Source organism: Desulforhabdus sp. TSK (assembly GCF_022836495.1).
GTDB lineage: Bacteria > Desulfobacterota > Syntrophobacteria > Syntrophobacterales > Syntrophobacteraceae > Desulforhabdus.
On sequence record NZ_BQXM01000194.1, the window covers coordinates 1 to 398 of the forward strand.

Sequence of the window (398 nt, forward strand, 5' to 3'; positions counted from 1 at the left end):
CTCCCATTGCGGAGACGACCACGACGACCTGGTTGCCCGCCTTCTTGGTCTCGACGATCCGCTTGGCCACGCGCTTGATGCTCTCGGCATCCTGCACGGAGGAACCGCCGTACTTCTGGACGATCAGGCTCATTCTCACTCCCGGTGAGTGGTCTTCTTGAGTCGGTTTCGAACTATGAACCCGACCAGTGTAGGGCGGTCGTGACATATGGCGCAGGCCAGGATGAAAATCGTCTCAGCTTTTGATAATGGCGCAGGCGCGCGGTTCTTCGGAAGCCTCAGTGTCCCAGCACTGCACCCAAGAACTTCTGGGTCCGCTCGTGCTCCGGGGCGGTGAAGATCTTCTCCGGATGGCCCTCCTCCACCACCCGTCCGCCGTCGAACATCATGACCTTATG

General features: G+C 59.8%; 2 pseudogenes. Both read right to left on the reverse strand.

Going from position 1 to position 398, the window contains the following annotated elements:
- Positions 1 to 133: pseudogene (locus tag MWC30_RS23260) on the reverse strand (aspartate kinase); the annotation flags it as partial.
- Between the two features lie 145 nt (positions 134 to 278).
- A pseudogene (locus MWC30_RS23265) lies at positions 279 to 398 on the reverse strand (L-cystine ABC transporter ATP-binding protein YecC); the annotation flags it as partial.